Genomic DNA, 15750 nt, shown 5'->3' with positions numbered 1-15750 from the left:
CCGGTGTGTGATCCGACAGGGGGCGGCAGCCGCCTGGGTACCCCCTGCCCGAGGTCACGGCGCGCCTCGTGGGCCGGTTCAACTCCCTTGGTTTCTTTTTTACGTAGTCGCCCGAAGTCATTGCTGACGGCCCGGGACGGCGGATAGCGTCACCCTGCACCACCCGTCATGTACCTGCCGGGATGCCACAGCATTCCGGCTTGTTCACGTTTCCGGATGATGTGGAGATCCCATGGCTCATCTGCGTTCCAGACGCCGCCTCGCCCTCGCTGTGCCGGTCGTGCTGTCGCTCACCGCCTCCCTGGGCTTCCTGCCGGGCACGGCGTCGGCCGCCCCGAGTACCGCCCCCATGGCGCGGACCGCCGACGGGCCCGAACTCGCCTACGTGGTCAACGCGCGGACGGACCGTCATACGATCGCATCGGTGCAGCAGGCGATCGCCGCGGCCGATGGCACGATCGTGGTGACATACGACCGGATCGGTGTGTTCGTCGTCCACTCCGCGAACCCCGACTTCGCCAAGACCCTGCGTACCGTTCCCGGGGTGCAGTCCGCCGGCGCGACCCGGACCGCCCCGCTGACCGCGGCGGGCACCACGGACGAGGGCGCCGCGCAGTACCTGACGAAGGATCAGGCGGCCAGGCTCTCCAGCGCCTCGGCGGCCTCGGGCGAGAGCGAGCCCCTCGAGGCCGACCAGTGGGACCTGCGCGCGATCGGCGCCGACCAGGCCGCGAAGATCAACCCCGGCAGCCGGAAGGTCACCGTCGCCGTCATCGACACCGGAGTCGACGACACCCATCCGGACCTCGCCCCGAACTTCTCCGCGTCGCAGTCCGCGAGCTGCGTCGGCGGCAAGGCGGACACCTCCTACGGCGCCTGGCGGCCCGCGAAGCCCGAGCACTACCACGGCACCCATGTCGCGGGTGAGATCGCGGCGGCCCGCAACGGCATCGGGGTCGCCGGTGTCGCGCCGAACGTCGAGGTCTCCGCCATCAAGGTGGCCGACCCGGTCAGCGAACTCTTCTACCCCGAGAGCGTCGTCTGCGCGTTCGTATTCGCCGCCGACCACGGTGTGGAGATCACGAACAACAGCTACTACGTCGACCCGTGGCTCTACAACTGCATGGACGACCCGGACCAGCGGGCCATCGTCGACGCGGTCAACCGGGCCCAGCGGTATGCCCAGCGCAAGGGCACTCTCAGCGTCGCCTCGGCGGGCAACTCCAACGACGACCTCGACTCCCACTCCCTGGCCGACGCCTCCAGCCCCGACGACTCCACCGCGGTGAACCGCACCGTCGACCCGCACGAGTGCTTCGACGTGCCGACCCAGCTGCCGGGCGTGGTCACGGTCAGCGCGACGGGTGTCTCGAAGGCCAAGTCGTACTACTCCAGCTACGGCGACGGCGTGATCGACGTGGCGGCGCCCGGCGGCGACAAGTACCAGATCCCAGACACGCCGTCGAAGAACGGTCGCATCCTCTCCACCATGCCGGGCGGCCAGTACGGCTTCCTCCAGGGCACCTCGATGGCATCGCCGCACGTCGCGGGCGTGGCCGCGCTGTTGAAGTCGGCGCATCCGTGGGCGAGCCCGGACCAGCTCCAGGCGCTGCTCAAGGCGCAGGCCGACAACCCGGGCTGCCCGGCCGGCCCCTACGACGGCAACGGGGACGGGGTCGTGGACGCCACCTGCGTGGGCGGCAAGCGGGTGAACGGGTTCTACGGGTTCGGCATCGTCAACGCGCTGCGCGCGGTGAAGTAGCGCAACCCGCCGTCGGCGGGCAGGTCCCGGTGCAGTAGCTGCCCCGGGACCTGCCGCCATGTTGATCGAGTACATCCGGCACAGTGCCCCCATGACCGATACGGACATGACATGGGCGGCGCTGGGCGGAGACCCGGCACTGGTGGGCAGGATCTCGTACGTCGCGCGGGAGGGGACGCTGTCCTCGCGGCTGCCCGTACGGGAGGTGGCGCGGGCCTGTGTCGGCGCCTGTGCGCTGGCCGCCGCCGAGTGGGGCGCACGACGGGCCGGACTGCCGGTCGTGCCCGAGGTCCGGGTGGACGACGGGGCCGTGGCCACCGCCTTCCACAGCGAGCGGCATCTGCGGCTCGACGGCCGGGAGCCGGTCAACTTCGCACCGCTGTCCCGCTTCTGGCGCACGGCGGACGGCTGGGTGCGCACGCACGCGAACTATCCGCATCACCGCGAGCGGCTGCTCGGCGCCCTCGGGCTGGCGGCGGACGCGTCCGTGGAATCCGTGGCCGCCGCGGTCGCCGAGCGGTCGGCCGCCGAGGTGGAGGACGGTGTGTACGCGGCCGGAGGGCTCGCGGTCGCACTGCGCACGCCCGGGGAGTGGGCGGCGCACGAGCAGGGGCGTGCGGTCGCCGCGCATCCTCTGGTGAGCCGTGAACGGCTCGATGAGGCGCCCGTACGCCCGCTGATCCCGCTCGAACGCTCCGCCGGACAGCCGCTGCTGCCCGCCGCCGGTCTGCGGGTGCTGGACCTCACCCGGGTCATCGCGGGCCCGGTGGCCACCCGGGCGCTGGCGCTGCTCGGCGCGGACGTGCTGCGGATCGACACCCCGCACCTGCCGGAACTCCCCGATCAGCATGCCGACATGGACTTCGGTAAGCGCTCCTCCCTCCTCGACCTGGCGGCGACCGCGGACCGGCGGACCTTCGAGGAGCTGCTGGCGGAGGCGGACGTGGTCGTCACGGGCTACCGGCCCGGCGCGCTCGACCGGTGGGGACTCGCCCCCGAACAACTGGCCGAGCGGCGGCCCGGACTCGTGCTGGCGCAGTTGTCGGCGTGGGGTGCTTACGGGCCCTGGGGCGGGCGGCGGGGCTTCGACAGCCTGGTGCAGGCCGCCACCGGAATCGCGGTGAGCGAGGGCTCGGCGGAGCGGCCGGGGGCCCTGCCCGCACAGGTCCTGGATCACGGCACGGGATATCTGCTGGCCGCAGCGGTCCTGCGATCCCTCACCGAGCAGACGGAGGAGGGCGGAAGCCGGATCGTACGGCTGGCGCTCGCGCGGACGGCGGCCTGGCTGACGGACGGAAGGGACCGGGGAGCCGGGCGCGGCGGGGCGGTGTACGACGGCCCGGCGATCACGGCCGCGTACGGCGGCCCGGAGCCCTGGCTCGGGGAGAACGACAGCGCACTGGGGCGGCTGCGGTACGCCCTGCCGCCGCTGCGTTTCACGGACGGACCGTCCGACTGGGCGCGACCGCCCGGTCGGTGGGGCCGGGATCCGGCCCGTTGGAGCACGGCCTCGCCGGAAGGCTGAACGGGCCGGAGATCCCCCCGGGGGCGGAGTGCGCCGGGTGTCTCCCGGGGCGGAGTGCCGGCTGTCTGCCGCACTCGCTGCGGACCTGCGGCGCCCGCCCCTGGGGCGGGCGCCGCGTTGCCGTGGGCGCTGCGCTCAGCTGCCCGTGACGAGCACCTTGAGGGCCGTGCGCTCGTCCATCGCCTTGTAGCCCTCGGGCACACCCTCCAGGTCGACCGTCCGGTCGAAGACCGGCGAGGGGTCGATGGTGCCGTCGAGGACGTCGGGCAGCAGCTCCGGGATGTACGCGCGCACCGGCGCGACGCCGCCGCGCAGGGCGATGTTCCGGTCGAACATGACACCCAGGTCGAGTCCGGTGCCACTCCCGTGCGGGACACCGACGAAGCCGATGGCACCGCCGTCGCGGGTGATGTTCACGGCGGTCCGCATCGACTGCTCGGTGCCGACGGCCTCGACGACGGCGTGCGCGCCCTGACCGCGCGTCAGTTCACGGACGGCTTCCACGGCGGCGTCCCCGCGTTCGGCGACGACGTCGGTGGCGCCGAAGCGGCGGGCGATGTCCGTACGGACCTGGTGGCGCCCCAGGGCGATGATCCGCTCGGCGCCGAGCCGCTTGGCGGCCAGCACGGCGCACAGTCCGACGGCCCCGTCCCCGACCACGGCGACCGTGGCACCCGGGCGGGCTCCCGCGCCGAGGGCGGCGTGGTGCCCGGTGCCCATGACGTCGGAGAGCGTCAGCAGCGCGGACAGCAGCCGGTCGTCCGAGGCGGCCTCCTTGGGCAGCCGGACGAGGGTGCCGTCGGCGAAGGGAACGCGCACCGCCTCGCCCTGTCCGCCGTCGTACCCGACCGAGCCCCAGAAGCCACCGTGCTCACAGGAAGTGGTGAGTCCCTCACTGCAGTAGTCGCAGACGCCGTCGGACCACATGAAGGGCGCGACCACGAGATCGCCGCGCCGGACGCCGGTGACCTCGGAGCCGGTCTCCTCCACGAAACCGAGGAACTCGTGCCCGATCCGCTGCCCCGGCTGCCGGGGCGCCTCACCGCGGTACGCCCAGAGGTCGCTGCCGCAGATGCAGGCCCGCAGCACGCGGACGATCGCGTCGGTGGGCACTTGCACCACGGGCTCGGGCACGTCCTCCACCCGCATGTCGTAGGGGGCGTGGATGGTGGTGGCGCGCATGGCGAGGATCCTTCTCGTGCGAACGTTGCGAAAGTGCACTCAGGGGGTGGTCGAGCGCACCTTCACGGTACGGCGTCACCGTCACCCCTCGCGCGCCGAGGGTGCCCCGGACCAGCGGGTTGATTCGCGGCGGGCTGCGCACGCGGTACGGCGCGGGACCCTCCCCCTACACGCCCGCCGCCCCCAGCAGCGTCCCCGCCGCGTACGTGACGCCCATCGCCAGCGCCCCGCCCGCCACGTTCCGCGCCACGGCGCGGCCCGGCTTCGCCGCGCCCAGGCCGGCACTGGCCCAGCCGGTGACGACCAGGGCGGCCAGCACGGACACCACCGTCACCGGGAGCCGCCAGGCCGCGGGCGGCAGCACGATGGCGAGCAGCGGCAGCAGGGCCCCCACCGTGAAGGCGAGGAAGCTGGCCCCTGCCGCGTGCCACGGGTTCGCCAGCTGGTCGGGGTCGATACCGAGCTCCACACGCGCGTGGGCGCGCAACGCGTCCCGTTCGGTCAGCTGGGCCGCCGCCTCGCGGGCCACCTCCCCGGACAGGCCCCTCCGCTCCAGCAGTTCCGTCAGCTCCTCCAGCTCCGCCTCCGGCTGCTCCGTCAGCTCCCGCCGCTCCAGGGCCAGCGCCGCTCTCTCCGAGTCCCGCTGCGTCGACACGGAGACGTACTCGCCCGCCGCCATCGACATGGAGCCGGCGAGCAGACCCGCCAGCCCTGCCGTCAGCAGCGCCGCGCGGTCGGTCGTGGCGCCCGCGACACCGACGACGAGACCCGCGGTGGAGACGATGCCGTCGTTCGCGCCGAGGACCGCGGCGCGCAGCCAGTTCAGCCGCGAGCCGAGCGCGCCGTGGTGAGCCTCCTGGTGCGCCCGGCCGCCGGCGGGCGTTCCACCCGGTACCGCATCGTTCACGCCGGGAGGGTCTCATTCCGGGCGGGGAGCGACGGCGGGCCACGCCGACGGAGGCCGAAGGTGGTTTCCGGCGGCCGGTGCGCCCGGCGGAGCATACGGGGCGAGCCCGGCCGTGTCCGCCTCCGTCAAATGGTCCGGGCCGGACCGGAGTTGCGTTCGGCGCAGCGCCTCGCTCCGTCGGTTCCGCGGACGGCGGGCGGCACGTGTCCCTCGGCCTCGAGGCGAACTCCGGTGGCAGGCAGAAGGGTTGTGCGCACCCCCGCGCGAGGGTGCGCGACGGGCTCCGCCGGGCCGGGTGGGAGCACCGCTGTCGGTCGTGGCCCGTATCCTCAGTGACCATGCTCGAAGACCGTGCGACCGCAGCGTCCTCACCCACAGTGTGGCCGGCCGCGTACCCCAAGGGATACGCGGTCGTTGACGTGGAGACCACCGGCCTGGCCCGCAACGACCGCATCATCTCCGCGGCCGTCTACCGGTTGGACGCGCGCGGCGAGGTCGAGGACCACTGGTACACGCTGGTCAACCCGGAGCGCGACCCGGGCCCGGTGTGGATCCACGGTCTGACGAGCGAGATGCTCGAAGGCGCCCCGCTCTTCGGGGACATCGCCGAGGAGTTCTCCTCCCGGCTGGCGGACCGGGTGCTCGTCGCGCACAACGCCGTCTTCGACTGGCAGATGATCGCACGGGAGTACGCGCGTGCGCAGCGCGAGGCTCCGGTGCGCCAGCGGCTGTGCACCATCGTGCTCTCCAAGGAGCTGGGCCTTCCGCTGCCCAACCACAAGCTGGAGTCGCTGGCGGCGCACTTCGGCGTCGTCCAGCGGCGCGCGCACCACGCGCTCGACGACGCGCGCGTGCTGGCGGAGGCGTTCCGGCCCAGTCTGCGGGCCGCGGCGGCGGGGGCTCTGCGGCTGCCGCTGCACGAGTGCCGGCCGCTGACCGAATGGGCGGACGGGCCCGCGCCGCGCATCGGACGGCAGGGGGGCGGTTACGGCGGCTACCCTCCCGGCAGCTGGCGCCCCTCCCGCAGAAGGCCCGCATGTCCCTATCCCAACCCGGGGCGGTACGAAGAAGGCAAACGGCTCAAGCAGGGCATGCGGGTCGCCTTCTCCGGGGACACTTCGGTCGACCGGGAACTGCTGGAGGACCGCGCGACGGAGGCCGGCCTGCATGTCGCGACGAGCCTGTCCCGGCTGACGAGCCTGCTGGTCACCAACGATCCGGACTCGGGCACGTCCAAGGCCGTCAAGGCGCGGCAGTACGGCACGCCGGTGGTGGACGAGGCGGCGTTCGGCCAGCTGCTGCGAGACGTCGAGCCCGCGGTGGAGCACTCGCTCGGCGGCCGCTGACGGACTTACCGGTGATTGCCGTGCGACTGGCCCGCCGACCGCTCGCCCGCGTGACGGCCACGGCTCACCCTGTGGCGCATGGCGAGATGTGAAGTGTGCGGCAACGACTACGGAATGACCTTCGAGGTGCACGCGCAGGGCGAGGTACTAGCGTTTGACTGAACTGACTACTCACCCCTGTCGTCCCCCTCAAAGAATCTTCACATGCCGACCTGATCGCACCATGTCCCGGAGGCCGCCGAGCCATGGCCGGGTGAAGTAGAGCTTGCAGAGGTCGAGGGCGACATCACCGAGCTTCAGGCGCTATGGAAGGCCAAGAAGGTCCGGGCCGCCTCGTACGTTATGGCCCTGGACGACCTGAACGCTCGCAAGAACGAACTGCTGGCAGACCGCGCGTACCACGCCGTCCCGGCCGGCACTCGTTCGATCACTCAAGAGCTGCTGTCGCACGGCTGGCAAAATCTGTCGATTGAACGGCAACGGATCATCGTCCGCAAGGTGCTCCGGGCGGTGCTCATTCACCCGGCCAAGAGCCGGGGAGGCAGGTTCGATCCCGCGCGAGTTAAGCCGGTGTTCCATGCCGCCTGAAACGAGAAAGCGGCCCCTCCCACGGGAGAGGGGCCGCTTTCTATGCCGGTGATCCAACCTTGTCGACGATCCCCACTTTCCCCTCCGCACGGGAGCAGTGGGCTCCGCAGTAGAAATGTCCGTCGACCTCGACACCCTGGCCGATGATCTGAACACGACAGTGCTCGCAGATGGGTGCCATGCGGTGGATGGCACAGGCGAACGAATCGAAGACGTGACGAGCACCGTCCTGGGTCTCCACGGTGAACGCTAGCTCGTAGTCATTCCCGCACACTTCGCAACGTGTCATAAGCGGCATGGTCAGCCATCAGGAAGGCGCTCGCAAGCTGACAGCGCCGCGCTAGCCAGGTATGACCCCTGGTCAGCGTAGGGGTCATTTCAAGTCCATGAGTTCAAGGATCTCGTCCGCCTGGTCCTCACCGAGGACCGGAGCATCGGACAACCATCTCTCAAGCCACTCTTCCTTTGTCACACACCCCCCACAGTGGCTTACTAACGCGGCAACACCTTGAGTAGGTCAGTCGCAATACTCGAAATCCCGTCTCAAATAATTCATGGATGCATCTGCTCTGGCCGAGGACTTCGGAGTGACGCCAACCGCAATGCATCTGGCAGTGACCGGTAACGAAAAGACGCTCCCGTGCCTCAGCACGATTGAGCAGCCGGGCACATTCAAGGCTGCCGTTCAGTCTGGTGTCCTGACGTTCCCGCATGAGATTCCGGCACCTGCCAAGGTCTACGCCGGTCGCAGCACTGAGCCCGAGGTCGGTAGCCCGGAAGCGATCCGGGCCTGGGCCAAGGCCAACGGTGTGCCCTGTGCCTCGAAGGGGCGCATAAGCGCAAAGGTCCGTGAGGCTTACAAGGCGGACAGGTGCCTCAGCAGAGTTGGGAGGGTTGACGTGAAAGAGGGCAGAACTAACCTGGATAACTGGGTGATGTTCCAGACCGCGTTCGCCGGCTTGGATCATAGAGACTTTGAGATCGAGGCCGGCGAGCGGAAGGGAAACGGCAACTATGACGCGACGCTCTCCATCCCTTCCGAGAAGAAGTGGGAGACAGCCCGCCTGCTCATGACCTTCCTGTATAGCTCCTTCTCGGCGGAGAGCCGACCCATGCAAGCCTGGGAGTCCGAAGGCGCCGTAAGGATCACGGTCGACCACCTTGGGGACCTGAACGTAGAGCACAAATACTGATCCGGGAACAAGAAAAGCTCCCCGCTGCCTAATGGCAACCGGGGCCATTCTTCGCGTCCATCAGTTCTTCCCCCCGAAGATCGGCACGGCAACCACCGTGACGTCCGTGTGTCCCTCGTCCTCCAGGACCGTCTTGCGGTCCTCGGCAGCACTCGCGCTGCAGGACACCACGGACCGGATGCGCTGGCCTTCCGGTCCGTCCCACTCCCCCCTGCCCCTCTCTCACCAAGGTGTGACAGGCCCGCCCCACAGGGGCGGGCCTGTCGGAGGGTCAGACCGGCCGGCGATGGTGCCGGGAGTAGGGAGTGCTGTCTTCACGAGCCCCCCTCTTCTTGTTAATAGATCAACCACTTATGATCAGCGACCACACGAACCATGTGGGGGGTACATCTACATGCAAACGCTCACCCAGAGATACGGCAAGAAGCGGGTATGGGCGGTCATCGGCTGCGCCTGGGCCGTGGTCATCCTCGTCGGAGTGGTCAAGTCCGTGACTGACGACAGCGGGCCGGGCTCCTGGTCGCCCGCGTTCAAGGAAGGGCGCAAGGACGCTTACGACTGGTCGACCATCTACGAGGACCCGGACACAGCCCTGTACGACTGCGAAGCGGGCGTGGCGCACGACCGAGTGCTCAACGAGCTGGATGCGAAAACCTTCGGCTGGAGCGATGAGCAGTTGGTTGACTGGTCGCGAGGGTGCGTCAGTGCGCTGCGGGACTTCATGCCCATCCCCAAGCAGTCCTGGGAGTAGTGATGACCGGAGAGTTAGGACGGACCAGTTCCGTCACGCAGAGAGGCCCCCGGCCAGAAGGCCGGGGGCAATCTATTTCCGTCTCTCAGCCCGAGGCGCATCTCCTACCCCAGCTTTAGGACTGTCAGGCACTGGCGAACAGAGCACCGGCCGCGGACTCTTCCGAGGGCTTGTGGCGGTAGTAGGTGGCCTGAGAGATCCCCAGGAACTCACAGACATGGGCCACGGTCGGCTTCTCACCGCTGTCCCTGGCCAGCCTCTCGCGGGCTTCCTCGATGTCCTGGCCCGTCACTCGCCTACCGCCGCGCTTCCTCGGGGCCATGTTCAGCTCGATGCTGTCGATGGTCTCCGCGGCTTCTTCAGCGGCTGCGCCGGCCTTCAAGGTGCCTGGTCACGCCGAGAACGGCCACGGTGCGAGAGAGCAGAGCCTTCCCCTCGTGCTCGATCAAGGCCGTGAGCAGGTGAGAGTTGGCCTCTCTCAGCTCGTCTATCTCCTCTGAAGCGGAGACGGCCTGAGAGGGCGTCTCAGCCATGTGGATGAGGTGGCCGATCACCAGAGGCGGGATGCAGGAGACAGCCACGGTGAGAAACGCCGAGCCTGCCATGTAGGTCTGCTCGATCAGGTGAGAGATGGACTGCGCTGACATGGCCAGAAGGTGTCGAGGCGGACGGCCACTGGTACTGCGGAGCCCACTGCGCCCGTGCCGAGGGGAAGGTGGGGATCGTCGGCCGGGTCTGAGAGACCCCCGTGCCGGCGCCCCACGTCCCGAGATGTACGGTCGTGGGGTGTACCGCTTCCTGTTGTCCCGGCAATGGGTGATCCTCACCCTTGTCGCCCTCGCGCTCATCCCGACGATGATCGAGCTGGGCTTCTGGCAGCTGCACCGACACGAGCACAAGGTCGCGCTGAACAAGGTGATCGCCGACTCGCTGACGGCGACACCGGTTCCGGCCGAGTCGCTCACCTCGCCCGGGGCGACGGTCACACACAAGAACCTCTACCGCCGGGTGACGGCGAAGGGCACCTTCAACCCGGCCCGGGAGGTCGTGGTGCGCCGCCGTACCAACGCCGACGGCGAGGTCGGCTACCACGTCCTGACCCCCTTCGTCCTCGACGACGGGAAGGTCCTGATGGTCAACCGGGGCTGGATCCCGGCCAACGGAGCGCAGACCGACTTCCCCAGGATCCCGGCGCCCGCGCAGGGCGAGACCACCGTCACGGGCCGGCTGATGCCGGACGAGACGACCGCGGAGAGCGGCATCAAGAACGTGCGGGGCCTGCCGGACCGCCAGGTCATGCTGATCGGCAGCGAGCAGCAGGCGCGGCGTCTCGGCAAGCAGGTCCTCGGCGGCTACATCGAGCTGACCTCGCCCGCCCCGAAGGGCGGCGGCCCCGAGCTGCTGCCCGACCCCGAGCACAGCGACATCGGCCCGCACATGGCCTACGCCGTTCAGTGGTGGCTGTTCTCGGCGGGCGTCCCCTTCGGCTGGTTCGTCCTGGCCCGCCGGGAGGCCCGCGAACGCCGGGCGGCGGCGGAGCAGCCGACGGAGGAACCGGCACCGGCCACGGCCTGACCGCTCTGGGCTTTCTGCCGGCGAAGCGCCCCGGGGTGGCGACCACTCTCGCCCTCATGGGAACGGGGCGGCAGGATAGGGGTCATGGATCTTGGACTGAAGGACCGGGTGTACGTCGTCACCGGCGGCACCGGCGGACTGGGCAAGGCGGCCGCGCGGGAACTCGTCGCCGACGGGGCGAAGGTGATCGTGACGGGCCGCGACCGGGAGCGGGCCGCCGAGGCCGCCGCCGAGCTGGGCGCGAACGCGGTGGCCGTGGCCGTCGACAACGCCGATCCGCAGGCGCCGGCCCGACTGATCTCGGCGGCGCGCGAGCACTTCGGCGGCTTCGACGGCATCCTCGTCAGCGTCGGCGGGCCACCGCCCGGCTATCTCGCCGACATCACGGACGAGCAGTGGAGGGCCGGCTTCGAGTCGGTGTTCCTGGGCGCGGTACGGCTGGCCCGCGCGGCCGCCGAGGAGCTCACCGAGGGTGGTGTCATCGGTTTCGTGCTGTCCGGTTCCGTGCACGAGCCCATCCCGGGCCTGACCGTCTCCAACGGTCTGCGCCCCGGCCTCGCGGGCTTCGCCAAGTCCATCGCGGACGAGCTGGGCCCGCGCGGCATCCGTGTCGTCGGGCTGCTCCCGGCCCGGATCGACACCGACCGGGTGCGTGAGCTGGACGCGCTCTCGGCGGACCCGGTGGCGACGCGCGCGGCCAACGAGGCCCGGATCCCGCTGCGCCGCTACGGCACCCCCGAGGAGTTCGGCCGCGCCGCCGCGTTCCTGCTGTCGCCGGCGGCCTCGTACCTCACGGGCATCATGCTCCCGGTCGACGGCGGCTTCCGGCACGGCTTCTAGGAATCCGGCACTTTCCAGGAAGACCGGACGGCACGACCCCTCGCGCCTCCGCTGCCGGGCGGACGCGTCCGCCCGGACCGCGGGGCGCGTGATGCGTCGCTCGTGCCTCAGTCGCCGGTGCCGGCCAGGTCCCGCAGGCGCCGGGACTGCGCGGCCCGCTCCGCGGCGCGCTGCTCCTCGTAGGTCCGCTCCTGTGCCCCGCGCAGCAGTGCCTTGGTTTCGATGACCGCCTGCCGGTCCGCGGCGAGCAGGGCGGACGCCAGGTCGCGCACGGTGCCGTCGAGCTCCTCGCGGGGCACGGAGATGTTCGCGAGCCCGGTGGTCACGGCCTCGTCGGCCAGGACGAAGCGGCCCGTCACGCAGATCTCGAGCGCGCGGGCGTACCCGACCAGGCTCACCAGCGGGTACGTGCCGGTGAGGTCCGGTACGAGGCCCAGGCCGGTCTCGCGCATGGCGAACTGCACGTCGTCCGCTACGACACGCAGGTCGCAGGCGAGAGCCAGCTGGAAGCCCGCGCCGATGGCGTGCCCCTGCACGGCGGCGATGGACACGAGGTCGTTGCGCCGCCACCAGGTGAACGCCTCCTGGAATCCGGCGATGGCCGCGTCCAGCTCGCCGTCGCTGCTGCGCGCGAGGTCGATGAAGGTCGGTTCCCCCGCGATTCCCTCGGGAGTGAACATCTGACGGTCGAGCCCCGCCGAGAACGACTTGCCCTCGGCGCGCAGCACGACCACACGGACGGAACCGGGCAGCGTGCGTCCGGCCTCCGCCAGCGCCCGCCACAGAGCGGGGCTCTGCACGTTGCGCTTGGCGGGGTTGGTCAGCGTCACCGTGGCGATCGCGTCGTCGACGGTGAGCCGTACGCCGTCCTTGTCGAGTACCGGGCCGTCCTTGTCGAGTTCCGGGTCGAGCGAAGCCATACGGCGCCTCCGATGGGTGCGGTCAGAAGGGGATGCCACACGAGGACATCCGCAAGTGACTGCACAGTAACCACCCGGCCGGTCGCCCGACCGACCGGGTGGCCACCGCCGAAGCCGATGGGCCGCCCGGCGTCAGGCCGTCGGGGCCTTCTTGCCCCGCGTCGCCCCGCCACGCCCTCGCAGCGTGACACCCGACTCGCTGAGCATCCGGTGAACGAAGCCATACGAGCGGCCGGTCTCCTCGGCCAGCGCCCGGATGCTCGCACCGGAGTCGTACTTCTTCTTCAGGTCTGCCGCGAGCTTGTCGCGCGCGGCGCCGGTCACCCGGCTGCCCTTCTTCAGAGTCTCGGCCACCCGTGCCTCCTCATGGGAAGTGCGCTCTGGTCTCCTCATGATCACCCCTCGGAGGCGCGATGGCCACCCATTCGGCAAGGTCCGTGCCACAAGGTTGTGACGACAGGAGCACATCCCCACGAACGGAATCCGGGGTTCCGACCGGTCGTGTGCGTACGCCCGAACGGGTTCATCCGGGAACCCCCAGGTCAGCGACGCACGACGGCCGATCCCTTGGGACAGAAGGGCTCGACCGTCGATTGTGTGTAGGACACACCCCGGTACGAGGAGATCTCACACAGATGATGGATCACGGATCGGCCGAATGATCCATACGCAGGTGATCACCCGTGCGATCAACCGGGGCTGACCGCGCCGACGGGGGTGTCAGGCGAGGGTGACGAGGTCGGCGTAGTCGGCGCCCCACAGGTCCTCGACGCCGTCGGGCAGCAGGATGATCCGCTCCGGCTCGAGTGCCTCGACCGCTCCCTCGTCGTGGGTGACCAGGACGACGGCGCCCTTGTAGGTGCGCAGCGCGCCGAGGATCTCCTCGCGGCTGGCCGGGTCGAGGTTGTTGGTCGGCTCGTCGAGCAGCAGCACGTTCGCCGACGACACCACGAGGGTGGCGAGGGCGAGGCGGGTCTTCTCGCCGCCGGAGAGGACCCTGGCCGGCTTGTCGACGTCGTCGCCGGAGAACAGGAACGAGCCGAGCACCTTGCGGACCTCCACGAGGTCCATGTCGGGTGCCGCGGAGCGCATGTTCTCCAGGACCGTGCGGTCCGCGTCGAGGGTCTCGTGCTCCTGGGCGTAGTAGCCGAGCTTGAGGCCGTGACCGGGGACGACGGCACCGGTGTCCGGCTGCTCGACACCCGCGAGCAGCCGCAGCAGGGTGGTCTTGCCGGCGCCGTTGAGGCCGAGGATGACCACCCGGGAGCCCTTGTCGATGGCCAGATCGACGTCGGTGAAGATCTCCAACGAGCCGTACGACTTCGACAGGCCCTCGGCCATCAGCGGGGTCTTGCCACACGGGGCCGGCTCGGGGAAGCGCAGCTTGGCGACCTTGTCGGACTGGCGGACGGCCTCCAGTCCGGCGAGCAGCTTGTCCGCCCGGCGGGCCATGTTCTGCGCGGCGACCGTCTTGGTCGCCTTGGCGCGCATCTTGTCCGCCTGCGCGTTCAGCGCGGCGGCCTTCTTCTCGGCGTTCTGCCGCTCGCGCCTGCGGCGCTTCTCGTCGGCCTCGCGCTGCTGCTGGTAGAGCTTCCAGCCCATGTTGTAGACGTCGATCGCGGCGCGATTGGCGTCCAGGTAGAACACCTTGTTGACGACCGTGTCGACCAGGTCCACGTCGTGCGAGATGACGATGAAGCCGCCGCGGTAGGTCTTCAGGTAGTCGCGCAGCCAGACGATCGAGTCGGCGTCGAGGTGGTTGGTGGGCTCGTCGAGCAGCAGGGTGTCCGCGTCGGAGAACAGGATGCGGGCCAGCTCGATGCGGCGGCGCTGACCGCCGGAGAGGGTGTGCAGGGGCTGGCCGAGCACACGGTCGGGCAGGTTGAGCGCGGCGGCGATGGTGGCGGCCTCGGCCTCGGCGGCGTACCCGCCCTTGGTGAGGAACTCGGTCTCCTGGCGCTCGTACTGCTTGAGGGCCTTCTCGCGGGTGGCGCCCTTGCCGCCGGCGATGCGCTGTTCGTTGTCGCGCATCTTGCGGATCAGCACGTCGAGGCCGCGCGCGGACAGGATGCGGTCGCGGGCCAGCACGTCCAGGTCGCCGGTGCGCGGGTCCTGCGGAAGGTAGCCGACCTCGCCGGAGCGGGTGACGGTGCCCGCGGCGGGGATGCCCTCACCGGCGAGGACCTTGGTGAGGGTGGTCTTGCCGGCGCCGTTGCGGCCGACGAGGCCGATGCGGTCACCCTTGGCGACACGGAAGCTGGCGTTCTCGATGAGGATGCGGGCACCGGCGCGCAGCTCGATGCCGGAAGCAGAGATCACGGACAGACTCCAGAGCGGGAGGGATGGCGGGATGGGCGGCTGAGGACGTTCCCGCCGTCTAATGCGCGAGGAGAATGGCCATGGGCCCCAGTCTAACGGGGGCATGCAAGCGCTTTGTTCTGTACGCGGTCGTCGGCACTGTGATGCTCATTGCTGTGCGGGACCGGAGGGTATGCGCGGGGGCGGCGGACCGTGCGGTGACGCGGCCGGGATGTCCCTCGTCCGGGTAAGCGGGTCGCCACCCGTTGCCGGGGGCGTACCAGGATGCGCCGCGGGGCGGTGTACACGGCGGGTGGCGCGCCCGCCGGGCCGGGCGGGCCCGTCCTCGCGGCGCCGGGAGGCGCTGTCGGTGCCCGGTGCAAGACTGGGGAAAGGCCGGGTTTGCGGGCGGGACTGCAGGAGGGATGAGCGGGATGGCGGGCATGGACGGCAGGCGTCCGAGTATCTACCCGGCGTTGCTGTACGCGGACGCGAAGGCGGCCATCAGACAGCTCACGGAGGCGTTCGGCTTCACGGAGCTGTCGGTGTACGAGAGCGACGAGGAGGGCGACGGCTCGGTGCTGCACGCCGAGCTGGTGCAGGGCAACGGCGCGGTGATGCTCGGATCGAAGGGCCGCGGCGGCCCCTTCGACGAGGCCATGAAGCGGGCGGGCCCGTGCGCGGTGTACGTCGTCGTGGACGACGTCGACGCCCACCACCAGCGGGCCGTGGAGCACGGTGCGGAGATCCTGATGCCCCCGACGGACCAGGAGTACGGCTCGCGGGACTACATGGCCCGCGACATCGAGGGCAACATCTGGAGCTTCGGCACCTACGCTCCCGAGACAGCCGTCTGAGCGGCG

17 protein-coding genes are annotated in these 15750 nt (G+C 70.2%); 9 read left to right on the top strand and 8 right to left on the bottom strand.

The features are described 5' to 3' along the window. Positions 1–232: 232 nt before the first annotated feature. Both ABZ876_RS09550 and ABZ876_RS09545 read left to right on the top strand, forming a co-directional pair. Positions 233–1762 (top strand): S8 family serine peptidase, encoded by a 1530-nt coding sequence (locus ABZ876_RS09550; RefSeq protein WP_361776882.1) that lies wholly within the window; start codon positions 233–235, stop codon positions 1760–1762. A 91-nt stretch (positions 1763–1853) separates the two neighbouring features. Continuing rightward, a complete protein-coding gene (locus tag ABZ876_RS09545; protein ID WP_361776879.1) occupies positions 1854–3287 on the top strand; it encodes a CoA transferase in 1434 nt (477 codons plus the stop codon). 135 nt (positions 3288–3422) lie between these two features. Here the strand turns inward: ABZ876_RS09545 and ABZ876_RS09540 are convergent, their stop codons facing one another. Beyond that, positions 3423–4469, bottom strand: a complete 1047-nt coding sequence (locus ABZ876_RS09540) for a zinc-dependent alcohol dehydrogenase family protein (protein ID WP_361776876.1) — start codon at positions 4467–4469, stop codon at positions 3423–3425. Positions 4470–4635: 166 nt separating this feature from the next. Continuing rightward, a complete protein-coding gene (locus tag ABZ876_RS09535) occupies positions 4636–5376 on the bottom strand; it encodes a VIT family protein (RefSeq protein ID WP_361776873.1) in 741 nt (246 codons plus the stop codon). A gap of 338 nt (positions 5377–5714) precedes the next feature. Between ABZ876_RS09535 and ABZ876_RS09530 the strand changes: the two genes are divergently transcribed. Next, positions 5715–6722 (top strand): DEDDh family exonuclease, encoded by a 1008-nt coding sequence (locus ABZ876_RS09530; protein ID WP_361776870.1) that lies wholly within the window; start codon positions 5715–5717, stop codon positions 6720–6722. 342 nt (positions 6723–7064) lie between these two features. Beyond that, positions 7065–7310 (top strand): hypothetical protein, encoded by a 246-nt coding sequence (locus ABZ876_RS09525; RefSeq protein ID WP_361776867.1) that lies wholly within the window; start codon positions 7065–7067, stop codon positions 7308–7310. Between the two features lie 40 nt (positions 7311–7350). Here ABZ876_RS09525 and ABZ876_RS09520 read toward each other — a convergent pair whose 3' ends face one another. After that, positions 7351–7599 carry a hypothetical protein gene (locus ABZ876_RS09520; protein WP_361658075.1) on the bottom strand — a complete coding sequence of 83 codons (249 nt, stop codon included), beginning with the start codon at positions 7597–7599 and terminating at the stop codon, positions 7351–7353. A 265-nt stretch (positions 7600–7864) separates the two neighbouring features. Here ABZ876_RS09520 and ABZ876_RS09515 point away from each other — a divergent pair, with 265 nt between their 5' ends. Together ABZ876_RS09515 and ABZ876_RS09510 are read left to right on the top strand one after the other, a co-directional pair. Next, entirely contained in the window at positions 7865–8503 is a 639-nt protein-coding gene (locus ABZ876_RS09515) for a histone-like nucleoid-structuring protein Lsr2 (RefSeq protein WP_361776864.1), read from the top strand. A gap of 394 nt (positions 8504–8897) precedes the next feature. Beyond that, positions 8898–9254, top strand: coding sequence for a hypothetical protein (locus tag ABZ876_RS09510; protein ID WP_361776861.1), 357 nt, complete (start codon positions 8898–8900; stop codon positions 9252–9254). 124 nt (positions 9255–9378) lie between these two features. Here the strand turns inward: ABZ876_RS09510 and ABZ876_RS09505 are convergent, their stop codons facing one another. Together ABZ876_RS09505 and ABZ876_RS09500 are read right to left on the bottom strand one after the other, a co-directional pair. Beyond that, complete coding sequence (locus ABZ876_RS09505; RefSeq protein ID WP_361776858.1) at positions 9379–9636, bottom strand: hypothetical protein; 258 nt, start codon at positions 9634–9636, stop codon at positions 9379–9381. Further along, entirely contained in the window at positions 9614–9901 is a 288-nt protein-coding gene (locus ABZ876_RS09500) for a hypothetical protein (RefSeq protein WP_361776856.1), read from the bottom strand. The genes ABZ876_RS09505 and ABZ876_RS09500 overlap by 23 nt, the downstream gene beginning before the upstream one ends. A gap of 139 nt (positions 9902–10040) precedes the next feature. Between ABZ876_RS09500 and ABZ876_RS09495 the strand changes: the two genes are divergently transcribed. Next, positions 10041–10829: an SURF1 family protein gene (locus tag ABZ876_RS09495; protein ID WP_361776854.1), complete on the top strand. Its 789-nt coding sequence runs from the start codon at positions 10041–10043 to the stop codon at positions 10827–10829. 84 nt (positions 10830–10913) lie between these two features. After that, entirely contained in the window at positions 10914–11669 is a 756-nt protein-coding gene (locus ABZ876_RS09490; protein WP_361776851.1) for an SDR family oxidoreductase, read from the top strand. Positions 11670–11776: 107 nt separating this feature from the next. On the opposite strand, the gene ABZ876_RS09485 is transcribed toward ABZ876_RS09490, so the two are convergent. The 3 genes from ABZ876_RS09485 to ABZ876_RS09475 all read right to left on the bottom strand — a co-directional run bounded on the left by ABZ876_RS09485 (position 11777) and on the right by ABZ876_RS09475 (position 14908). Beyond that, a complete protein-coding gene (locus tag ABZ876_RS09485) occupies positions 11777–12589 on the bottom strand; it encodes an enoyl-CoA hydratase/isomerase family protein (protein WP_361776848.1) in 813 nt (270 codons plus the stop codon). A 132-nt stretch (positions 12590–12721) separates the two neighbouring features. Then, positions 12722–12943, bottom strand: coding sequence for a helix-turn-helix domain-containing protein (locus tag ABZ876_RS09480; RefSeq protein WP_019885249.1), 222 nt, complete (start codon positions 12941–12943; stop codon positions 12722–12724). A 366-nt stretch (positions 12944–13309) separates the two neighbouring features. Continuing rightward, entirely contained in the window at positions 13310–14908 is a 1599-nt protein-coding gene (locus ABZ876_RS09475) for an ABC-F family ATP-binding cassette domain-containing protein (protein WP_361776845.1), read from the bottom strand. A gap of 413 nt (positions 14909–15321) precedes the next feature. Here ABZ876_RS09475 and ABZ876_RS09470 point away from each other — a divergent pair, with 413 nt between their 5' ends. Beyond that, positions 15322–15744, top strand: a complete 423-nt coding sequence (locus ABZ876_RS09470) for a VOC family protein (protein ID WP_361777021.1) — start codon at positions 15322–15324, stop codon at positions 15742–15744. Positions 15745–15750: the final 6 nt, after the last annotated feature.

It is taken from the genome of Streptomyces sp. NPDC046931, from assembly GCF_040644655.1.
Lineage (GTDB): Bacteria > Actinomycetota > Actinomycetes > Streptomycetales > Streptomycetaceae > Streptomyces.
The sequence above is the reverse complement of the archived record's forward strand: the minus strand, read 5'-3'. Positions and strand labels throughout refer to the sequence as shown.